This is a genomic window from Agarivorans sp. DSG3-1 (assembly GCF_046774965.1).
In the GTDB taxonomy this organism is placed as follows: domain Bacteria; phylum Pseudomonadota; class Gammaproteobacteria; order Enterobacterales; family Celerinatantimonadaceae; genus Agarivorans.
The window spans coordinates 2,120,319-2,143,282 of record NZ_CP177241.1 but is presented as its reverse complement, the minus strand read 5'-3'; the positions used below and the strand labels follow the sequence as shown (position 1 = coordinate 2,143,282).

Below are 22,964 nucleotides of genomic sequence, written 5' to 3'. Positions count from 1 at the left end.
AACTGGAATACCTTGTTTCTAGATTTAAAAATGAAGTAATAAAGCAAGTGTTTTTGCTCGTTTAAGTTGCGCTTTGCGATAATACTTTTGAAGATTGGAGGGATTGGAGTTATAGAGGTATGGGTATTCAGCCTTAACCCCCTTAGAGAGGAAAACACCAGAAGTCCATCTTGCACTTCTGGTGTTATAGCTACACAGAATTATTTAACAAACGGATTCATTAAGGTGCGGCTACAATGGTTATGTCTCCTGGTGCAAAACCAATCATTACATCAACGTGCTTACCGCTGGTCGTATTAAACTCGATAAACAAGAAGTGGAAGTAACCATCAGCTAACTCTGCGGTTGGGGTAACGTCATTTAAAGGAATAGACACTGAACTGGTGCCTGACACCTTACCGGCTGCAGCGCTATCTGTATCCATATGATCCTGAACAACGCCCCAGTCACCGGTCATTTCGCGTAAACGATAAATAACACCATTACTGTCTATAGTGTCTCCCGAGCCCGCATGGTAGTTAACTTGAACATCCATGGTGCCATCGGTTTTATATTCTGTTGAAGTGTAAATATTGCCGTCATCAAAACTCATTGCCGAAGCATAGAAGGTTTCGATATTTAAGCTAACGTGGTCAGAGACACCGTTAGCCACTTCTGAGCCATTAGCAATCGCCGTAATATCTACCGAACCGTCTGCAATACCAGTCACCGCGCCAGCCCCATCTACTGTGGCAATTGCAGTATTGCTGCTTTGCCAAGTAATGCTTTGATCATCAGGCAGTTCCAGAGGATCTGAAGACACTAGCTCCGCTGTTAAAGTGGCTGTTTGTCCCACATAAAAGGCTTGCTCATCACCGGCAATTGTAATGTCAGTGGCATAAATAGGCTCAAAGTCTCCAACGCTAATGACTATCGTGGTTGTTACATTCTCAGCAATTAACGAGCTAACGGTAATGGTGGTATCACCATCGGCAACTGCCGTCACCACGCCCTCTTCATTCACCGTGGCTACACTAGGATCAGAAGAGTTATAGCTCACGCCAGCTTGAGCGTTTAGCGGGGTAAAGCTTGGCATTAAGCTATAGGTCTCGGCCACTGCAAGCTTTTTCTCTTGTCGCTCCAGAGCAATCCCTATTGGAGCTGGGTTAGTGGCATCTTTAGTCAAGTACTTTGCATTGGCATTAACATCACTAAGGTACACGGTTTCGCCGTTACGCCAGTGTACAGCAACTTGCTTAATCTCGGTTTCGTTAGCCAAACCGAAGTGCAGCATATTAATCGAGCCTTGCGAAAATACTTCACCTGCTGATCCCACACGTTTACGATAAGTTTTACCACTTTCGGTAGTTACCACAACGTGTGCTGATAAGGGGTCAATACCATTTAGCGGGCTATACCCCACTTCAACTAACACATAATTCCCTAAGTCTTGGGTATCATTTTTGTACATGTACCAACGGCCTTCTTCGTTGCTGCCGTTAAGTAAATCTACGCGACCGTTTTGGTCAAAATCAAAGCCTTGCCCCATATCGCCATGACCGTGGTCTGTCACACTGTGCGCACCGTGCAAAGTAGTTGGAATAAACTGTCCTTTGCCAGAGTTCACCAATAACAGGTCTGTTACTCGCTCTTTTAAAAAGCCAAAGCGGTGAATAAAGATGTCATTGAATCCATTGTTATTGAAGTCACCATGGGTAACCCCCCAGTGGTTGCCGCCTTTGGGCAAGTTCCACTCGCTCGAGGCATCAACAAATTTATCGCCTTGGTTAATCAACAAGATATCTTGCTCATTACGGTTATTGGGCTGCCAATCTAGGGCAATGTCATTTAATCCATCTAATGTGAAACTCACATTCCAATAAACATCTTGATCACGAACCCACTCGGCTTTCCAATTACCATCACCTAGGTAGCCAATGTAAATACCGTTAGCCTCACGTGCGCTAGGCCAACCATTCGCCACCTCTGTTGTGATTTCCAAAGTATTTGGCGCCCCACTCATTTCTGGTGGAAGCTGGTCAGGCTGGAAGCCTGTTGCATGCACATCTTTACGCTCTTTGGCTTCACCAAGATAGATAGGGTAGCCGCCATCATACTGACGATAAACCAAATCTAAGCCAGATAAAGTAACGCTTTCATAAGCGATGAAGCTAATCTCTGTTGTGCCCGTTTCACCGTTATCACGGATATCGAGCTTTTTAGTCGACGGGTTAAAATCATAAGACTTATCAGACAACTGATACTCTGGTTTGCCTCGAGCAATATACAAATCAAATAAACCATTACCGTTTACATCAACGTCTGCTACTGCTTGCACTTGCCAAGCATTAGCTGCGCCTTCTGGTAACCATTGGGTTGTAACATCGGTAAAGCTTAGGTTGCCGTTGCCCTGCCAAAGCGTTAGTGGCGAGAACAGCAATATGTCGTCAATACCGTCATTATTAAAATCGAGAACCAGCGCGCGCTCAGCCTCGGCGCTCTCAATACCTGGGATGCGTATTTCTTCAAACGTACCATCACCTTTATTGCGGTAAAACAGCTGCTGTGGACCATCATAGTTTGGCGTTTTAGCATTAATTAAGGCTAAATCTAAATGGCCATCTAAATCCATATCTAACCAACGAGGTGCTCGACCACGCGCAGGTGTAGTGATACCAGTATCGGTGGCTTGAGTGAAGGTGCCTTCTTCATTTTTGAGTAATACATAAGATGAAGGATTGGTACCATTAGCCCCACCTAAGGCCACCACAATGTCTAACTCACCATTGCCAGTGTAGTCACCGAGGGCTGAGCCGTGAAAATCCTGAACATTGGGGAACAGGTCAGTTAAGGTCACCGTACCATCGCCATTGTTCATCGCTAGTTGGGTAGAAATATAGTTGTGGTTATTGAGCACGAAGTCGTAGTGACCGTCGTTGTTAATATCGCCTACCGATGGCCCCCCATATTTGTAAGTATCTTCGGTCACTAAGCCAATTTCTTCGGAGGCATCGCGAAACTTAGGCATACTCAAGTCACTAATATCTTGAAATATCATGTTGTTAATCAAGATATCGCCATTTCGTCCTACAAGGCGTAACTGCTTGTCACCTAAAGAGCCAAAATCAACAATAGCGTTTAACTGATTTACGCCTTGGTGAGGAATATCAATGTTATCCAATAGCAATTGATCATCGGCATACAAACTTAAGTTGGCATAGGGAACGGTTATAGAAAATTCAAAATTGACTTGCTTGAGGCTAGAGCCGCTAACGCTGTAAGGCATTTCTACTGGCTGCGTATTGGTTACTGTAATAGGTGTAAACCCACCACTGTTTCCTCCATTGCCATCATCACTGCTGCTATTACACCCGGTAATGGCGACAACCAGTGCACCGATCAAGCTTCGCGTAAATATTCTTTGTTTGGAACTATTGCTAGATATCATCAAAAATCCTTTTGTTGATTGGCTTAAATGTCTTTGAACTGAAAAAGTACAACAACATATCATCCAATCTAAGCAACAGTTCAACCAATACACAATTGGTTAACCTTACAAATAAGACCTATATCATATTTCGTTCACGATAATGAGATAGCCATCAAGTCTTTACATAACAACAACTAAATACATATTCTTTAAATTTCTTATAACTATCTATTCGAAATAAAATAGTAACAACGATAAAAAACAAGCAAAAAAGTAATATAACCAAGAGAGAAAAAGACTTTACCAACACGTAAACCACGCATTGGTAAACCAATAAAAAGGAGACCGAAGCCCCCTTTTTTACTTTAAGTTAACTATCCAAACACGCTACTTTTTCGCCTTATTAAAACGGCGCTGATATATGCAGCCAATTACTGGCTTAGTAGTGTCAACCATTGGCTGATATGGCACATCGGTTATGCCCACAAAACCCTCATTGTAGTTTTTACCGTCAAAGGAGCGCCCGGTAATTGGTGAATCAATGTATTGGAACCAATGTGCGCCGACAAAACATGGGTTATCGATTACCGAGTTTAAGTAGTCTTCAAACATCTCGCCGCGCTCGGTTTGATCGTTAGTCACCACCAAACCTGTGTGGAAGAAACCTTCTTTAACGCCAATATGAAACTCACCAATAATGTTTGGCATATCTACTTCTGCCAAAAACTTCCAAGGTTCTGGGTGTAGCCCTTCTTTGTAGTAGTTGTAACTTACAACATCCACATGTTTTGCTGCGGCCCTTACCAAGTCGGGATTACAGCCCCAACCAGCAAATCTAGCTCCCAAATACAAATACTCTGTCGCCAGAAAGCTCTTATCTACTGTCTTCTTCCTCAGCAGCCAAAGCCATCGCTTCAACAATCCAAGTAACAAAGGATGAATTTACATATTTACTAAAGAGGGCTTATTCGCGTTTCCAAATAACATTGATTACTTCCTACTGCCTTAGCTTATTTGTCACACTTTAAAACGTTTAATATTTACGACAAGTTCATTGTTGTGTTCTTCGAGTGAGACCACTTGTCCGTTCACATTTTTTGCGTTGTTGGCAATTGAGCTGGCTAGGCCATTTAACACCGTTACGTTTTCTGCAATGGTCTGGGTAACACTATTTTGTTGTTTAGCGGCTACCGCAACGTGCGTGTTCATTTGGTTAATGTTTTCAATGTGTTCGGCTATATCCCCTAAGGCTTGAGATAAGGACTCAGCCGCGTCGTCCACTTCTTTGCTCGATTGCAAACTAGCGCCCATAGAGCTGGCCGCATTAGAGGCATTGTCTTGTAAGGCTGCGACTATCGATTCGATCTCTTGGGTTGATTCTTGAGTCTTCTGAGCCAATGCCCTGACCTCATCAGCCACTACCGCAAAACCTCTGCCTTGCTCACCGGCTCTAGCGGCCTCAATCGCGGCGTTCAATGCCAGCAAGTTTGTTTGCTCGGCAATATTGCGAATCACCTCCACCACAGAGCCAATCGCAGAACTCGATTCAATCAGCGTATCGATGCGCAGCGAGGTATCACTGATACTGCTAGATAACTTGGCAATGAGCTTACTATTTTCATCAACTAAGCCAACACCAGCAATGGTTCTCTCTCTGGCATTTTGCGACTTCTCAGCGGTACTTTCGGCGTTAACAAACACCTCTTCTGCTGAGGCGCTCATTTGTTGTAGCGAGGTAGCAGCCTGTTCCATTTGGTCTTGCTGAGAAAGAGAATCACGCTGCGACTCACTGGAAGATGAGCTCAAGGAATGCGACACCGAACTTACCTGCTCACTCACCGAACGTATGCTGTTCAGCAGGTTTGATAAGTTATCCATGAGCAGATTGAAGTTGCCGCTCAATACGCCAATTTCATTGCTGTTGTGTACTGGAATACGACGGGTAAGGTCACCATCGCCGGTGGCAATTTGGTGCAGAGAATTTGCCACATCGTTAATCGGAATCACCACCAGTTTTCTTACATAAAAGAACACCGCCCCCACCACTACCGCCAACACCAAAATAATGTTGAGCATTACATTGGTTATTTCGCTATTGAGTGTGGCGACCACCGTAGAGTCGTCAAACTGCAGCTTTAAGCTACCAATTAAATCTTCGCCGCGTTGCAGCTCTAACTGTCTAAACTCTTGCTTACTGCTGGCAATACTTGCTTGAGCAATCGCTTTACCCCGTTGATCGACAACAGTGACCGCGTTAAGAATAGGTGACTGCACTAGGGCATCTACAATGGCTTGGGCTTGCTCGAAGTCATACACAAACACGGCTTCAATTAAAGCGGCTTTGGCCATTTCGGTCACTGCTTCTTGCTCTACTTGGTAAGCCTTAGCCAATTTGCTTTTAGTGTTGATGTAACTCACACCACCACCTAACAAAAGGCCTAACAAGCCAAACAACAACAATATAATTATCAGAGATTTACTTAAACTTGCTTTCACGTTTAGTCTCACTTATGTCTATCTATCTTGAATGTCTAACCACAGCTCTTTACGGTGCAAAGGCGCGTCGGCAGGCAACAAAGGATTATTTATTTTTATTATTTGGCGCTCATTTAGGCGCGCTGTTTTGAAGGTGTTAGAAATGAGAGGAGATTGATAAAATAGTTGGTCGTAACTGCCGTCTGCTATTGCGGCTTCTAAACCATTATTAATTGCGTCGTATAGTTCTCGATTTTGTGGATCCACGTAGAGATACATCGCCATGGGGTATATCAACAAAATGTTGTCTTCTACGGCTAGGTTTACTTCATTTTGGGTTTCAACCACTTCCCAGGCTTCGTGAACCGCTAAAGGTAGGTAGTCAAAGCGACCACCATCTACCATATGAAATAAACTCTGGGCTTTAACTGGCTTTACCACTTCAAGACCCGCATTTTCCAAAATTTCAGTATCCCCCCAAAAACGCCCTAAACCAGCTTTTAAGCGCTTTAGGCTTTCTAGGCTCGATACTCCTTCAAAGGCCGCTTGATTACTTTGTTCTATCACAAATACCCGGTGACCTAACAAGCCCTTAAAAATAGGGATCTTGATGGCTTTAAGCTGTTGCTGCATCGAGTTTGACGCACCTGCCCAAATCACACTCACCTGATCTTGTTTTACTTCTTCAACTAATCGAGCCTCACTGTAATAGGTATCAATGGGTTGAATTTTTTGCGAATAGTTACTTTTTTCAAATGCTAATTTAATCAAATCAACGATTAAGCGGTCGCGTTCGCCCAAAACCATGGGCGTTGTTACCTGCGCTAGAACGCTATTAGATAAGGTTAAACCGCAAAACAAAAAGAAGCTGGCAATGGTTTTTTTTTTCATACTTTTTCTCTTACCAAAACGCTGTCAATTGCTGTTAAAAACCTTGGTGGAATACCACGCTGTTTTTAAGATTAATAATCTGTTTGAGCACCACATCTTCTGGCGCGTCACGTTTGTATTCTTCGCTATTTTGATTTTCCATCACCAGGGTGAATACTTTGTATTGATGCTGCTTGGCGGCTTCAAGGTAAAAATCTAAGTCACTAGATTTAGAGAATGAGTTGGTTACTGCAATCGTATTCGCACCCTGCTCCATAAATTCCGATACGCTACTTCGGCAGTATTCATCAGCATGGGGTTTTAACTCTTCATTCCACTTATTTTGGCCGTACTGAGCATAGTAATCCCAGCATGACACAACGTTTTCGGTGATGGTTTTAGCAAACTCGGTTTTACCGCTGCCAAATGGCCCGCGAACGATATATAAATACTTCATACTTTTTCCTGAAAATAAAAAGGCCGCCTCGAAATACAACTTCATTTACGAGGCGGCACAGGTCTTACACTTTGCGGCGTCTCATAAAGAACACACCCACTAAACCAAGTAGAGATAACCATCCTGCGCTACCGCCACCGCCTGTTACGCCACCCGTTGGTGGTGTTGGCGGGTCAATAGGTGGATCAACTGGCTCACCTGGCTCTGGCGCTTCTGGACCAGAGTGGCTTACGCCAATGTTAGTACCGGTATATAGCGCACCTACACGAGACGCAGCCTCGGTAGCATTACCTAGGCTTGAACAGTCACCACCGTATATGCCACAGTTAAACTCACGCGCAGCATCAGTCATCAATGTATATGGCGTGTCAGTATTGCTAACAAAACCCACGTTGTAGTTTTCGCCATCCCATGCACGACCCGTTAATGGCGAGTCGATGTATTGGAACCAATGCGCTCCCACAAAGTTTTTATGGGCATTTACTGACTCGTAAAAGCTAACCATTTTGTCGGCGCGATCTTGTTGTGATGTGGCATTTACTACGCCCTCCGCAAAAGAACCGCTATCTAACGCTCCGAAGTGGAATTCACCAATAATTACCGGCTTATCAATGGCTTCGATTTGACTTAAAGCATCGGCATCCCAATCGGCCGCAACAATACTGTCTTTGTAGATGTTGTAACTCATTACATCAACAACAGCAGAAGCCGCGCTTACTACATCAGGAGTACGTCCCCAATCTGCAAAACGCGAACCTAAGTACAAGTGGTTTGGTAACTCAGCTTTCAATGCCGTGTTTACGGTATTGAAGTATTTGAAAGCAAACTGCCATGACAAGTACTGTAGGTCTGCAGCCATTGCAGCGCTATAAACTAGCTCTTGCGCTGGGCGCATTGCATCCCAAGATGCATAATCTGTACCCCAAGCCGCGTTTAAGTCTGCAATGCCATCTGGGTAGCGATCGTTTGATAAGAAGTAAATGAAGCTGTTTTTAGCTGGGCTAGTTGTAGCATCAGTACCGTCAGTATTAAATACTGCTAATGTCTGCTCATAACGAGAGCTTTCTTCTGCTGTAACGTTGCCCCAGCTCATTTCATTATCAACAAAGATACCGATTAAGTACTCTTCATTACCTGCTACTTGCGCTTTAATCTCACCAACCATTGTGGTGACGTTGGTTTCAAAGTTAGCATCCCACGGATCAGGAAGTGGTCCCCAGTAGCCGCTGCCAATTTGTTTAACTGGAAGACGATCGGCACCAGAGGTTGACCAACCATTTGCCACGTAAGGAACACTACCGTTTGCATACAACGCAGGATCGGTCCAGTTACCTAAGGTGTTAAAACCCCAGTCTTTCATACGCTTAACAGTAATGTCTCGCCATACATCTTCGCTAGCGTGGCGGGTAATCAAGTTGTTAGCGTAAAAACTTACAGCTTGGCCTTGAGAAACAGGTCCACTATGCACAGGGCCATAGTTTTCATTTACATAATCACTTGGAATTTCTGTAAACATCGACTGGCGAAGTGCAGACTCAGATTCGGCATCACTCGACACGCCGGTCATGGTGTAAGTATCTTGCAAACGAATGTTATCAACACCGGTTGAGAAGAACGCATTACCAGCAGGGTCTACCAATTGCCAGTTACCATCAGCATCTTTACAAGCGTTAAACGAGGCAGGCGTAGCTAGTACACAGTCTGTAGCTGGCGACGAATCTGGGTTACCGCCGTAAGTATTGCGATTGGTCAACTCGCCCAAAGCCGCCATTTCTGGATCACTTAACTTAGCTAACTCTTCTTTGCTGGCAACTTTACCTGCGTAAGTGACTAGGTTGTTCTGACCCATAGCGTCAGCCATCTCTGCGTAAGCAGATTCGTGATTAAGATCTTTAATAACACGCATGTTATCAAACACGATCGTTTGGCTTGTCTCGCCACTGGCTAATTCCCCGATGAAGTAACGAATAGCAGTAATCTGTGACTTATCTAATGCAACAAACTCACCCCAACCGTTTTGAGCACTCATTGGGTCTGCGGGAATATCGCGTAAACCTAAGGTTGAAACACGCTCATCTTGGGTAAGTAGCGATAGGTTGTCGTTTAAGCTGGTGTAAATGGTTTTCGATTCGCCAGCTTTAACTAATACGCCGCGAGTAGCCGTTTCGCCCTGGCTATTTACATCTTCAATACGTGAATACAACCAAATATTACTATCACTGGTATTTGAAACGTCAATGGCTATAGCGGTGTGTTCACCAAGTTCAGCCCAATTCCAAGTTCCCGCAAATACTAAACCGTTCCAACCAGCCGTAAACTCTGCAGCCATTGCTGCGGCGCCTTTAGTTACAATCTCAGTAGTGGTTGAAACGTTTACACCACCATCAGGCCTTAAGTAATCAGGGATAGTTTCAAAGTCTTCAATTTGCGCTAAAGTGGCAACAGGTGCGGTTTGAGTATTAACAGCACCATCACTAGGTGGCGGTGTTACTGCTTCGCCATCAACCATGATGTTATCAAAATACAGCACTTTAGTTTCTTCGGTGCTAAGCATGAACTGCACGCCGATAACTTTATCTTTACTAAAGTTTTCACCGTGTGTTTGGAACTCGTTCCCACCATTCAAATTGAAGCTAAAAGTCTGCGTGGTATTAGCTGGAACGGTAAAGTAGTCTAATGAGGTTTGAGACTCATCAACCCAATCAGGAAGAATATCACTATCAATTAGCTTAATGGCAAAAGTAACATCGGTGTCGTTAGGGTTAACGACATCTACTGACATAAGATCTTCAGCACCCCAGTTCCAACTTCCCCAGTTCCAAACAACCATTGGTTTGAAAGGCGCATCAAAAGACGCTTTAATCGACTGATTACCATCAGTAGCTTGTTCTGTTGAAACTTCAGAAGTGGCATCTCCAGACACCTCCAAAAATTCACCATTGTTCTCTGAGCTGCTGTAGTCAGCTTCTTCAAACGAAGTCACTAAACTTGCAGCACTTAGCGGTAACGCTAAGCTTGCAGCTATTGCTGCGGTTAATAATTTAATCTTCATATTTCCTGCCCATTCCTTGTACCTAGCAGTGGGCACTCCTTAGCGAGCTAAGGAGTGCTAAATCGTAATTGCGATTATTTTTTGTAACGAAGTTTATAAACGTCTTGGTTGAAAGTTTTAGCGGCATCAACCAATGGGACGTATGGGGTATCGGTCACTGATACAAAACCAACGTTGTAGTTTTCACCATCCCAAGCTCGACCCGTAGTTGGAGAGTCGATGTATTGGAACCAGTGAGCACCTACAAAGTAAGGGTTGTCAGCAATACTCTTCATGTAGTTGGTGTACTTAACAGCGCGATCTTTCTGACTAGCTGCCGATACGATTCCGCCATGGAATAAGCCCGAATCAGTAGAACCGAAGTGGAACTCACCAATAATGCTTGGCTTGTCTAGCTCGGCCAACTTGCTCCAATCGCCTTTAGAGGTAAGGTCTTCGGCGTACAAGTTGTAACTCATCACATCTACATATGGCGCAGCGCCTTTAGCGATTTCAGGTGTTACTCCCCAATCGGCAAAACGTGCTCCTAGGTAAAGGTGATTAGGCAATACTTTCTTAAGCTCGGCGCGAACTGTTGAGAAGTATTTAGCAGAAAGCATTTCCAGCATTTCGGCATAATCTTTCTTCATGTTTTTGCTTAAGCGTGAGCGGTGGTCGAATGATTTCTCAAAATCGGCCCACGACGCCACTTTCACGCCCCAGCTTGAATTAAGATCTTCTACTGCCCAGTACTTGGTTTTTAGATGCTCTGTAAACGCAGCTTTAGCAGGGCTTTTCTTAATGTCGTAACTTAAAGCATTTACCACTAAGCCATAGTGGTTAGCATCGTTTTTGGTATTACCCCAGCTGATTTCGTTGTCGACAAATACGCCCATCATCCACGGGTCATTTTTGTCTACTTCAGTCATTAGCTTTTTGGTCATGGCTTTCACGCTAACCACAAACTCTGGGTCAAATGGGTCGTGAATTGGGCCCCAGTAATCGTTACCGGTGCTAATACGAGCGTGGTCACCAAAGATCCAACCGTTTGCTGAGTACGCAACTTTTTTGTTGTCGTAGAACATTGGGTCAGCCCAGTTACCTAACGTGGTGAAGCCCCAATCAAGCATGCGGTCAATGGTAATTTCTTCCCACACTTTTTCGGCTTCGGCAAAGCTGCCACCATATTTACGCTGTAAGTTAGCGCCGTAGAAGCTAAACACTTCACCTTTTTTCAACGCACCAGAGTGCACCCAGTTGGCGTAGTCATAGTTATCTGCAAGGGTGTCACCGTCTTCTGGTAACCAAGTAAACATTGAACGTCTCACTTCAGACGCTACCTCTTTACCACTGCGCTTGTCTTTATCTGCAAAGTCGTGACCGGTAATGGTTACCGTATCGTCCATGCGAATATTGTCTAAACCAGTAGCAAAGAACAGGTTACCTTGAGGGTCTACCAACGACCATTTACCGTCTACTTTTTCAGTACGGAAGAAGCCCGTTGCTTTTAGTTTTGGACCATCGGCCCAACCACCATAAATGCTACGGCCTGGCATTTGGCTGCTTGATTTAAGTGACATCAACGACAACTTACCCATTACAGCAAGTTCTTCATCTTCTGTTACTTTCTTCGGCCAATCTGCACCCGTAAATTGACCGTATTGGTCAATCAAACCTTCATAGCGAGTGGTGTCTGCGTCAATGTTAGGAATTAAACGGACACTTTTAATGGTAAATTCAGCGTCTTTAGTCGGGTTTTGTAAATACAGCTGGAACGACACAATATTAGATAAGTTCAGGTTTTTCTCACCCCACCCGTAACTAATAGCCTGTGCGTTATAAGACTTTTTAGGTGGCTCAGCACGCATCCCTGATACGATTTGATCACCGGTTTGCCCCAATGGTAAATAGAAGGTCCCGTCGTCACCTGGGGCTAAAGTGACATAGCTAGACATACTGTCGACTACGCCGTTTGCTGTGCCACCCCAGTTCTCGTTTTCGGCGTCATCAACACGCACAAACAACTGCAAAGGTTCATCAGTTTGGCTTTCTAAATCAAAGGCTAAACTAAAATCACCATGCTCACTCCAATCCCAAGGTTGGGGTGCTTTAAACGTAATGTTTGGGTAGGCATTCGATGCCGATAGCTTAACGGCTAACTCGCCGCCCATGTCAGTTTTAAGCTCTGTTACGGTTGCTGCAGCACTGCGGTCGAAGGCTACAAAAGTAGGTTGTCCTTCATCAAAACTGGTGATTGAAGCGACCGTTGGAATAGGTCCCGTCACCATTACAGCTTGCCCAGAGGCTTCAATAAAGTCCCCTGTAGCATCCACTAAATCAAAGTTATCAATAATTACACTTTGTGCATCCATAGGGCCCTGCACAAAAATTTGGAACTCAACAATGTTGCGTAAGTTAAGCTTCTCACCGCCCCAATAACCATCTAACTTACGCTTGGTACCGTTAAATAACATTTCTACCGGAACCGTTTCACCAGCAGGTACATTTACCGCATAGTTTAATTGATTGTCACCCGAGCCCATTACGCCCACGTTGTCAGCCAATTTTAGAATAATATTGGCTGGGCTATCTGTTGGGTTAGTTAAGTCTAAGGTTAAGCTGCCTTTGGCATTCCAATTCCAAAAACCTGCATCAGGATGCACTTTAACATTCGGCCAATACTTAAATTTGTTGGCCTCAGAAACTGAATCAAAGTCGACTTTAAGTGCGCTTTCACCATGGGTAACACCTTCGTCGGTGACCACTTGGGTTTTAGCATGGTCTTTCTTTATTTTTTTGAAAAAAGAGGCTGATTCAAAATCAGGCACTGTACCGCCGACATCTTCAACGCCACCTTCGGCGTCGACAGAACTTGGGGTTGAACCACATCCGTACACACCCAGCATAGCGAGCGATAACAGAGCAGCAATTTTATTTTTTGTAAATTTCATAAGTTCTACCATTACGAGTGAGAGGCTCGCAGGCCTATACCTGCGAGCTCTAGTGCTAAGTGGGTATTACTGTGGTTGGCTTACCACCAAGTTTCGAATTGAGCACCCACTGTGGTCGCTGAGTTTTTACCTTTCTCAGTAACATATGGGTTATGACGCCATTCCCAACTTGGGTTATCTACACCTTCACCGTGGCGGTTGTTATAAACCGTGGTGTCAGTATCAGATTGACCGTAGGTCACAAAGAAGCGCAATACAGGACGGTCCCAGAAAGTGCCACCAATATGCACGTTTTGCGATAAGGTCACTTTGTACGAGGAGTTAGTACCACTCTCACCGTAGCCTTCGCGAGCATCAAGTTTGATTTGGTCGTAGCTTAACTCTAGGTCTGTTGAAAAACGGTCATCCCAAATGTAGGTAGGACGAACAGTAATGTTGCCCCAATCAGACTTTGTGATAGAAACGAGATTGCGTTTTAAAGCTTCATCATCAAATTTTTGACCTTCGTATACCACGGCATACTGTACGCGGAACGAATCACCTAGCTCTTGCATACCTTGGAAGAAAGCACCAATCTGCGTAGATGGAGTGTCTAGCCAGTCTTGGGTCATCGACTTACCAATATCACTGCTGTAACGCACAACAAATTCGTTGTAGTCAGCCCATTGGCCTTGTTTGATGCTAAAGCCCGTTTGGTAGCTATTTGGCTTCATATCTTTGGCAGTCATACTGCCACCTTCGCTCAGTGTCGTATCAGAACCCGCGTAGAAGCCGTAGTTAAAGAATACTGAAGCCGCAATATTGTCGGTCACTTTCATGTCATGCAAGCGGGTATTTACCGAGTGGTAACCGCCACGGTAGCCCGAGCGACCGCTGGTATCACATTCGTAAGTTGGATCTGTGGTTGAACAGAAGTCTGATCCATAAGTATCACCATTTTCTTGTTTAGTAATACCAAAGTTAAACTTGGCAAAACCAAAATCCCAATCGTCGATACCCGCGCCCACGCCATCGTTTTGTAGCATGTGATAATCAAGAATTTCTGCTTTATAACGTTGGTAGTAACGCTTACCTACCCAAATAACCGCACCAGGGCTTGATTTAAACACGCCTTGACCAGCTACCCACCATTCATCCAGATTGAATTTTTCCATATCTGTAGCAATGTTGGTTTTGATTACCCAGTTCATGTCGTTTAACACAAGACCATAATCAACGTGGAATTCAGCAAAGTTACCTTCGTTACCCAAACGACCCGTTTGAGCGTGAGGGTTACCTGCTGTTTCAATGATATTGAAACCGTTGTTGGCAAGATCTGAACGCAGACCTAAAACTTTATCTGTAGAAGTACCTGTACCGCCGCGGCCGTAACCCCAAAAGCGCGCGCCTTCTACAACTTGCGCACCTAAATAGTCTAAAGCAGACTCTTCTTGTGCGTGGGCCATACTGCAAGATATAGCCAAAGCAGATAGTGCAAAAATACGTGTTTTCATACGTTTACCTAACATCCTTATCTAAAATATAATTTTGATTACTTAAGCTGCTACTGTTTCTTGTTGATCTGTTGTAGTCAGCTTCTTGGTGGAACTTAGCGTGAACATTGCTAGCACTGTTGCCGCAGCAGCGAACACACCAAAATAGATATAACTGTGTGGGAATCCATGTTGGTCGTACATCACCCCCATAACTGGCGCAGCAATGGCCGTCATCAGGTTATTAACCACTTGGAATCCAAACATGTAAGTGAAGGAATTTACTTTCTTATCAAACTGCTCGGCGGTGTAAGCAAATACCGACACAATGAGTAAGGGATTAACAATACCGAACAGCAACTTGGCAACAATCGCCAAGTACAAGTTCTTCTCGCCAAGGCCAGCAAAACCAATCATTAGCAAGAATGAGGTAATCCCCACAGCGGTAAGAATTAAGCTACCTTTCGCGCCAATTTTACGAATAATGAAAGGCACACCTGCACTGACAAAGAACAGGAATACAGCGGTTAAGCCGTCCATATTTGAGCTAAAAGAGATGCCTTCTTCTTGGGTGGGGAAAAAGCTAATAAAGTAACGCGTGAACTGGCTCATCGATGTCCAGAACACCACCGAAATTGTGCCTGCGTAGGTCATGAAAGCCCACATTTTCGGGTTCTTCAATAAGCGAATCACGTCTTCTTTTTGAATTTTGTCTTGCGATATTACGTCGTTATCAACGTCTTCTAAGTGGCTAACTCTAAGTGTCCAAGCACAAATCAGCATCAACAAGGCGGCAACACTACAGGCGTAAAAAATAAAGTCTGGATTAATATTGTACAAGTAACCCGCCAATACTGCAGATACACCCCAAGCAGCAATACCAAAACCGTTCACCAAACCGAAATCGTTTTCATGACAGCGCGCAAATCGGTCGCTGTAAGAAGCAATCACACCGCTTCCTGCTTGGAACAACATGCCTAAGTAAAGCGAGCCGGCAACAATGCCCAATACAAAGGTTGAATCATTACCTAATAACGGGCCGTAAACGTAGATATAAAACGGGCCAATCAATAAACTGAGGAAAGAGATAAAATAAATGAGATGTTTTTTAAGGCCTAACTTATCAAGAATGTAACCAAAAGCCGGTTTAAACAATACTGCTATGCCCGTTTGCAAACCAAACAACACGCCAATTTGAGAACCGTCAATGCCCACTTTGTCATTCAACCAAACAGCGAATAAAGAGCCAGAGCTTAATGACCAGAAGAAATTGTAAAAAAAGTACATAAGGCAAACTTTGCCCATGGCGACTCGGTTAGAATCGGTTTTCATGTTTACTCCATTAACTTTGCGATAGCTACTCAATGCTAAAACCACACTGGTAAACCAATATCTAAATAACTGGAGTAATCGTACATAATGATCAACCAATTTAAAGTGACACCGCTAACATTTCGGTATAAATCAGTACTTTGGTTGGCAGAAAGTCATACCAAAACAACAATTGGTTAATAGGTTAATAGCGGGCAAAATGCATGAGCCCTTTGGTGGCGGGTCTCGCAGGCCAATAAACTTGTCATACAAAACCTTTGTGTTTTTCAGTATGGCTATTATGAAAGGTTAAAAGTAAGTTCTTAAAATGTGCTTTTGGTCACTTTTCTTTCATATTGACCCAAGAGAAACAGCAAGTTAATGTACCATTAGTTAAAATTGGTTTACCTTTTATACCAATATAGATTAAACACTTTAGATTAATGACGCATAGAGGTAGATATGTCAGGGATAAACAGCAAGCTAAGCTTGGCCAGTAAGCGCGCAATTGAACGCGGTTACGACAATAAAGGGCCAGAGTGGCTGATTGAGTTTGACGAGCAAACACTAAAGGGAGACTTTGCTTTTGAAGAAGGCGTTATTCGCCGCGACCCCACTGCAGTAATAAAAGTAGAGGGTGTTTATCATTGCTGGTACACCAAAGGTGAAGGCGAAACACTTGGTTTTACCGGCAACCCACAAGACAAAGTATTTCCTTGGGATTTAACTGAAGTGTGGCACGCTAGCTCTAAAGATGGCATCACCTGGAAAGAGCATGGTTGTGCTATTGCTCCTGGCGAAGCGGGTGCTTACGACGACCGCGCAGTGTTTACACCTGAAGTATTAGCTCATCAAGGTAAGTACTATTTGGTCTATCAAACAGTACAAGCGCCCTATACCAACCGCCAATTCGAAGAAATTGCCATTGCTTGGGCAGACAGCCCATTTGGCCCGTGGAACAAATCCCCAGCCCCCATTGTTAGCCCTGCTAAAGATGGTAAATGGCGTACCGAAGAAGACAATCGCTTTTTAGTAGAATCTAAAGGTAGCTTCGATAGCCATAAAGTTCACGATCCCTGCTTAATGTTTTTTAAAGGTGAGTTTTACCTTTACTACAAAGGCGAGACCATGGGAGAAGAAATGAACATGGGCGGACGCGAGATTAAACACGGTGTCGCCATCGCTAAAGATATTCTTGGCCCTTATGTGAAATCAGACTACAACCCTATTTCTAATAGCGGACATGAAGTGGCGGTATGGCATAAAGATGGTGGCATCGCCTCTTTGATTACGACCGATGGACCAGAAAAGAACACCGTACAATGGGCTGCAGACGGCATTAACTTTGAGATAATGTCGCAAATAAAAGGCGCTCCCGAAGCCTTAGGTATTTTCCGCCCTAACCAAGCCAGCGATATTGATTCACCCGGCTTGGAGTGGGGATTGTGTCACCAATATGATGCCTCTTGGAACTGGAACTTTATCTGCCGTTACCGAGTGAAAAAACAAGTGCTCGACGCCTCAACCTACCAAAACTCTAACTAACAAAAAACGGCCCACTTAATTGTGGGCCGTTTGTTTACATCTCAACATACCATCCTCTCAGTGAATCGCCTCGGCCAGTAATAAACTGCGTCCATCAAACCACTTAGCCCGCAGCGCCTAAACGACTAACATACGAAAGTTCGTTTTCTGAATAACATGCTTCTAACTGTGCAACAAATGCTCCACGTACTTCTGCTTGCTCGGCAAACAAAAATGCCAAGGCTTGGCGTGCCATCGCCTCCACCGGATAAAACAGCGTACTGTAGCTGAGCTTGCCGCCAGGGGCATTATTTGAAGCGCCTATAAACTCAATCTGCCGGTTTAATTGCTCGGTTTGCTGTTGCACTTGTTGCCATATTGGCCAACTTAAGCGGGGTGATAAACACACCAGCGCCGAGCACTTATCAGAACCAATAACGCTCGATATACAATCCCTAGGGTCATGAGGCAAACAGTTCACCGTGAGCGTTGCCTGGCTAAAAGGGCTGTCAATGTTGACTAATTGTGGGCTTATTTCCTGATACTGCTGCGCATCACAACACACCGTAATATGGCTATGCCCACGCTCAACCAAAGATGTGATTGCCAGCCATAAACTGGCGATCAAGTCTAAGTGCAAACACTGACTAGCGAACTGACTTACATAACGCTTAGCCACCAATAAACGGGGATGCAAGCGCATAAACTCAGCTAGGCGTTGTTCGTCCATATGCTGACTTTCGAAATATAAAGCCTGAACACCTAAAGCAAGATAGTTTTCTAACAAGTGAATTTCCTGAGCTTCTGAGTGCGCGCCAGAGGCTAGGTGCAATGGTTGCGATAAACTTGATGCCCTAGCAGAAAGGTCTTTCAGTAAACTGGCACTGAGTGGATCTTGGATTGATTGCACAATCATCCCAGGTCCAGTTTGTGGATTAACGGTGAGGTTTTGCGCATGGTAATTAGGCACAAAATTTAGTGCTTTAATCGCTGCCATTACCTTGGCCACTTTAGCCTCACTCACCGGCGTATTTTTATTAATAATGCGAGATACCGTTGCTACCGAGACACCCGCTTTGTTCGCAACATCTACAATTGTGGTCATCTACTTCCCTACTTCGCGCTTAGTTATTTATTTTTATAATCGAACAGATAAAACAAAAGACGAGGCCAGCTCGTCTTTTGTTAATCAAGGTTTTAGTGTTACTTAATAAGCTCCGGATAACGCTGTGAATACAGCGTTCGGTTTACTTCGGTTGCGCCTGCAACTAAGTTCTCGTAAGGAGAATCAGCTACCGTAACAAAGCCGTTATTGTAGTTTTCGCCATCCCAAGCTCGGCCAGTAGTTGGCGAGTCTAAGTATTGGAACCAATGAGCTCCCACAAAGTAAGGGTTGGCAATAACGCTATCCATGTAATGGGCGTATTTCTCTGCGCGACCTTGTTGCGTATCTGCGGCAACAAGACCGGGATGGAACATACCGCTATCGGTTGCCCCAAAGTGGAATTCACCAATAATGCTTGGCTTGTCTAACTCGGCTAAATGGCTCCAGTCGCCCTTCGACATATCATTGCCGTATAGGTTGTAGCTCATTACATCTACATATTGAGCTGCACTGTTGGCCGCTTCTGGAGTGATTCCCCACTCAGTAAAACGCGCCCCCAAATACAAGTGCTCAGGCATTACCTGCTTCATTTGCTGCTGTACAATGGCAAAGTAACGGTCGGAGTGGTCGGCCAAGAACATACTGTAATCGGCTTTAATCGCGTCGTTCATTTCACCTTGATGTACATAGCCCTTAGCCAACTCATCCCAAGAGGTAACTGCACTGCCCCACGCTTGGTTTAGTGCTGCGATATCTTTGGCATATTTAGCTTCTAATAAGTTAACAAACGCTGCTTTGGCATAGCTGTCTTTGGCATTACTCCGTAAAGCAGCAATCGCTAAGGCGTAGTGATTAGCCGCGAACTCGGTATTTCCCCAACTCATTTCGTTATCAACAAAGGTGCCTATACACCAAGGGTCTTGTTTAACTTCGGCGGCCACTTGTTCAGCCATGGCTTTTACCGAGCTAACAAACTCTGGGTCGTAAGGGTCGTGCATCGGTCCCCAGTAATCATTACCGGTATTAATCCGTTGGTGATCACCTACAATCCAGCCGTTGGCAACATAAGCCACTTTCTGGTTGCCATAAAAACTTGGATCGGCCCAGTTACCTAATGAGGTAAAACCCCAATCAAGCATTCGCGCTAAGGTGACATCTCGCCATACGCCAATCGCATCATCACGAGAATCCGGGGCGTATTTACGTTGTAAGTTAGCGCTGTAAAAACTAAATACTTCGCCATGCTCTAGTGGACCGGTGTGGATCATGGTGGAATATTGGTAATTTTGGGCTAAGGCATCACTGTACTTCGGCAACCAATTAAACATGCTGTTACGCAAATCAGAGGCAACCGAGCGGGCGTCTTGATTATCGGTGTAACTGGCTTGCGAAATTTGACTGGGTCGCAAACTTAAGTCTTCAGACAACACCAAATCGGTAAAATTAACCCCGGTGGTAGTGTAGGTATCATCCATACGAATATTGTCTAAGCCGGTGGCAAAATATAAGTAACCACTTGGGTCAACCAGTGACCATTTACCGTCTACTTTCTCAGTTCTAAAATATCCAGTTGCGTCTAATTTAGGGCCACTTTTCCAACCACCGTAAGGCGTTCTGTCGGCCATAGGTTTAGCTGAATCGATAAGCGCAACATCGGCTTTAGCATGCTTTTGTAATTCTTCTGCTGAATGAATTTTCTCGGCCCAGTCTTCATTAGTAAACTGGCCAAACTCATCCAACAAACCTTGGTAGCGACTGGTATCGGCGCTAAGATTTGGCACTAAACGAATGTTATCGATGACCAAGCTAAGGTCACTTTGTAGATCTTGCATGTACAGCTGAAAGCTCACGATATTAGCTAAATCTAGCTTGGCTTCACCCCAGCCAAAATTAATCGCTTGAGCTTGGTAAGACTTTTTGGGTGGCTCGCCACGCATGCCTGAGTCGAGGGTTTTGGCTAGCTCTTCAAGCGTAAAGTAGTAAGTACCCGCTTCGCCTGCAGGCAATTGTACGTAACCTGTTCGGCTATGGATTACGCCATTAGCGCTACCACCTTGTTTTTCATTTACGTCATCATCAACGCGAATAAACAACTGTGCGCCTGCATCGCTCAGGTTCTCCACGTCAAAGGCTAAAGTAAAGTCACCATGCTCAGACCAATTCCACGGTTTATCAGCACTAAAGGTCACGCTTGGATAAGAGGCATCGGCAGCGTAATCAATTTTTAGACCTTTCCCCTCACCACGACTTATTGAAGTAAGCTTGGTGCCATGGGTATTACTGGCAATGCCTTTCGAACCATCATTAAAATCAGCTAAAGTGGCAATGGTTGGAATGGGCGCTGCAATCACTTCTGCTTCACGCGCCTCTGATTTAACAAAATCACCGGTGCGCTCAATAAAATTAATATCGTGAATAATCACTTCTTGCGCGGCGATAGGACCTACCGAATAAAACTGAATTTCCGCAATACTTTTTAGGTTAAGTTTACTGCCGCCTCGGTAACCCTCAATATTCATTTGAGTACCGTTAAACAAGAAATCTACGGTAGTGGTTTTGCCCGCAGGTAAAACAATTGGTAGATCAACTTGGTTATCGGCCGAGCCCATAATACCAATGTTATCGCTCACCTTCATTTCTATGCGAACGTCTGCTGCACCGGGGTTTTCTAACGCGACTTTCAAACCACCTTTGGTATTCCAATCCCATGGGCCAGCTTTGGAATGAATTTTCACGTTTGGCCATTTTGATTGCGCCTCCGCTTCGGAGATCGCATCAAAATTCATTTTCAATCCGTCTTTGCTTTGCTCGGCTGTTTTCTCTACTACAGAAAACTGACTATGACTGTGGGTGATTTTTTCTAAAATCGCCGCTTCAGTAAGATTAAGCGGGGTTGCCGCACTAGTCATATCACCCGATGTATTCTCGCTGGCGCTCGACTGCTTAGTGTCATCTGCCATAACCTTTGAAACTGAAACCCCAGCTAGTACAACAGACACTAGGATTGCTAAATTGTTCTTTTTAAACAGCACAATATTTCCTCCCTAAAAGGATAACCAAAACCAATATTATTGGACAACCACTAAGCAATATTGGATAACCAAAATAAAAGTTAGCATACCAATTAGAATTCTTATGTGAGCTATAGCGGTATTTTGGCAACAGAGATAAAGATAAAAACTCAATTAAATCAGTAACTAAAGAGATCAAAAGTACGCTGTAGTCAACGAAGAGCTACAGACATAAGGAAGGAAGAAACCTAGGCACTTGCGGAACCATTGCAGGATAGTACCTAGGCTAGTAGCAACACAGAGCGACACTATGCTGCTACCTTTACTGGTTTAGCTCACTAAGTAATCGTGAACTCCCTTGGCAACAGGGATCCCATTACGATCACACTCGGCGCGATAAGCCACTTGTAAATCGTTCGGTGCAAGCACTTTGTCAACACCAGGTACTGGCGGAACTTCGTGCAACTCTTTGACCATTGCAGCCATCATCACTGGGAACAACGCGTTACCCAGTTTAGTTGGGTCAATCACAATCACTAAGCTGGCCAGCTTACGCATTTTGTCGTAGTCGTCGTACATACGCACAATATGGTTACCGAAGTTAGCCCCCATCAACATGCCCGTTAGCGCATCAATAGCTAAGGCAATGCCAGAGCCTTTATGGCCACCAAATGGCAGCAAGTTGGCCACTTTATGAGGATCGGTTGTTTCGTTGCCTTCGGCATCAATGGCAAGGCCTTTACCAATCGATTGACCGGTTTCTTTGGCATGTAATAGCTTGCCATACGCGGTGGCACTGGTCGCCATATCAATAATCATTGGCGTAGAACCCTCTACCGGGAAACCAAAGGCAATTGGGTTGGTCCCCAAAAACTTGGCCGCTCCGCCATGCGGGGCAACACATGTGTCGGTTTGCGTCATACCAATGGCAATCATACCTGCGCTTGTGGCTTGCTCCATAAAGTATGAAAGCGCCCCACAATGCGAGGTATTCTTGACACTTACAAAACCTAATCCGGTATCAGAGGCTAGATTTATGGCGTGTTTAGTGGCAGCGATTAGCGCCGAATGGCCCATGCCATCATCTGAGTCAAGTACCGCCATTGAGGGTGATACCTGTTCAATCGAGAATGTAGCGGCGCGATTTAACCCGCCTTTGGCTAAACGCTGACAGTAATGCTCTACTCGCATAACACCGTGTGAATGCACACCGGTAGCATCTGCGTGTATTAATACTTCGGTGACTTCCTTGGCCGTTTGCTCGTCAAGGCCTGCTGCAATAAGTTTGTTAAGCGCAAGTCCTTTTAACTCGGCTTCCTTTACGTGTACTGTTGTCATAATTACCTGC

13 protein-coding genes are annotated in these 22,964 nt (G+C 44.6%); 1 reads left to right on the top strand and 12 read right to left on the bottom strand.

What is annotated here, in order from left to right:
- Positions 1–220: 220 nt before the first annotated feature.
- The 9 genes from ACLD71_RS10025 to ACLD71_RS09985 all read right to left on the bottom strand — a co-directional run bounded on the left by ACLD71_RS10025 (position 221) and on the right by ACLD71_RS09985 (position 15,997).
- Positions 221–3,427, bottom strand: a complete 3,207-nt coding sequence (locus tag ACLD71_RS10025) for an FG-GAP-like repeat-containing protein (protein WP_411994512.1) — start codon at positions 3,425–3,427, stop codon at positions 221–223.
- Positions 3,428–3,796: 369 nt separating this feature from the next.
- Positions 3,797–4,192, bottom strand: coding sequence for a hypothetical protein (locus ACLD71_RS10020; protein WP_411994510.1), 396 nt, complete (start codon positions 4,190–4,192; stop codon positions 3,797–3,799).
- A gap of 234 nt (positions 4,193–4,426) precedes the next feature.
- Positions 4,427–5,905, bottom strand: coding sequence for a methyl-accepting chemotaxis protein (locus tag ACLD71_RS10015; RefSeq protein WP_411994508.1), 1,479 nt, complete (start codon positions 5,903–5,905; stop codon positions 4,427–4,429).
- Between the two features lie 18 nt (positions 5,906–5,923).
- Entirely contained in the window at positions 5,924–6,775 is an 852-nt protein-coding gene (locus ACLD71_RS10010; RefSeq protein WP_411994506.1) for a diguanylate cyclase, read from the bottom strand.
- A 34-nt stretch (positions 6,776–6,809) separates the two neighbouring features.
- On the bottom strand, positions 6,810–7,211 hold the full coding sequence (locus ACLD71_RS10005) for a hypothetical protein (protein WP_137672283.1): 402 nt from the start codon (positions 7,209–7,211) through the stop codon (positions 6,810–6,812).
- A 64-nt stretch (positions 7,212–7,275) separates the two neighbouring features.
- Entirely contained in the window at positions 7,276–10,263 is a 2,988-nt protein-coding gene (locus ACLD71_RS10000; RefSeq protein WP_411994504.1) for a GlyGly-CTERM sorting domain-containing protein, read from the bottom strand.
- A gap of 74 nt (positions 10,264–10,337) precedes the next feature.
- Positions 10,338–13,193 (bottom strand): beta-agarase, encoded by a 2,856-nt coding sequence (locus ACLD71_RS09995; protein WP_411994502.1) that lies wholly within the window; start codon positions 13,191–13,193, stop codon positions 10,338–10,340.
- Positions 13,194–13,273: 80 nt separating this feature from the next.
- Positions 13,274–14,686, bottom strand: coding sequence for a carbohydrate porin (locus tag ACLD71_RS09990; protein WP_161985093.1), 1,413 nt, complete (start codon positions 14,684–14,686; stop codon positions 13,274–13,276).
- Between the two features lie 42 nt (positions 14,687–14,728).
- On the bottom strand, positions 14,729–15,997 hold the full coding sequence (locus ACLD71_RS09985) for an oligosaccharide MFS transporter (protein WP_137672287.1): 1,269 nt from the start codon (positions 15,995–15,997) through the stop codon (positions 14,729–14,731).
- A 441-nt stretch (positions 15,998–16,438) separates the two neighbouring features.
- Between ACLD71_RS09985 and ACLD71_RS09980 the strand changes: the two genes are divergently transcribed.
- Positions 16,439–17,521 (top strand): glycoside hydrolase family 117 protein, encoded by a 1,083-nt coding sequence (locus tag ACLD71_RS09980; protein WP_411994500.1) that lies wholly within the window; start codon positions 16,439–16,441, stop codon positions 17,519–17,521.
- A 103-nt stretch (positions 17,522–17,624) separates the two neighbouring features.
- Here ACLD71_RS09980 and ACLD71_RS09975 read toward each other — a convergent pair whose 3' ends face one another.
- From ACLD71_RS09975 to ACLD71_RS09965, 3 genes are all read right to left on the bottom strand, one after another.
- Positions 17,625–18,605 (bottom strand): LacI family DNA-binding transcriptional regulator, encoded by a 981-nt coding sequence (locus tag ACLD71_RS09975; RefSeq protein ID WP_411994499.1) that lies wholly within the window; start codon positions 18,603–18,605, stop codon positions 17,625–17,627.
- A gap of 98 nt (positions 18,606–18,703) precedes the next feature.
- Positions 18,704–21,604, bottom strand: a complete 2,901-nt coding sequence (locus tag ACLD71_RS09970; RefSeq protein ID WP_235836159.1) for a beta-galactosidase — start codon at positions 21,602–21,604, stop codon at positions 18,704–18,706.
- Positions 21,605–21,946: 342 nt separating this feature from the next.
- A complete protein-coding gene (locus ACLD71_RS09965) occupies positions 21,947–22,954 on the bottom strand; it encodes an Ldh family oxidoreductase (RefSeq protein WP_137672291.1) in 1,008 nt (335 codons plus the stop codon).
- Positions 22,955–22,964 lie beyond the last annotated feature (10 nt).